Here is a 529-nt window from a genome sequence, read left to right as displayed (position 1 = left end):
AAACGTATCTTACTTTGTCAGCATGATTTACATTGTTAAAGAGCGTTAGAGCCAAAAGCCCTAAGCGGTAGACTTGATGCGCTGGTGACAGCGACAAGCACACGGCTTAGAACTTGAACATGACAGTTGGGAAGTGATGGAGCCTAGCGGGATCGAAACTCGACTTCTAACATGTAAGGCAGGTGGTTCTTCCAGGTGAACCAAGACCCATTTCTGATAGACCGCTCAACCAGACTAGAGAAGAATGGTGGGTCTGGGCAGATTTGAACTGCCGACCTCACCCTTATCAGGGGTGCGCTCTAACCAACTGAGCTACAGACCCATTCTCGACGACCTCACCCATCTTTCCATAAGGTCAGGGATGAGCTCTAGCCAACTGAGCGACGGACGACGCTGGGTCATAACCCAAACAGTCATTGCTCTTGCTTGATCAGGTAATTCATTGTGAGCACTTACCGACAGTCAGATGACTCGTCGATTAAGGAGGTGATCCAGCCGCAGGTTCCCCTACGGCTACCTTGTTACGACT

General features: G+C 49.9%; 1 tRNA gene and 1 rRNA gene. Both read right to left on the bottom strand.

What is annotated here, in order from left to right:
• Positions 1 to 245: 245 nt before the first annotated feature.
• Positions 246 to 322, bottom strand: a tRNA-Ile gene (locus tag ACUN9Y_RS22180).
• Positions 323 to 479: 157 nt separating this feature from the next.
• Positions 480 to 529: ribosomal RNA gene (locus tag ACUN9Y_RS22175) — 16S ribosomal RNA — on the bottom strand; the annotation flags it as partial.

This window comes from Halomonas sp. V046, assembly GCF_052645355.1.
The sequence above is the reverse complement of the archived record's forward strand: the minus strand, read 5'-3'. Positions and strand labels throughout refer to the sequence as shown.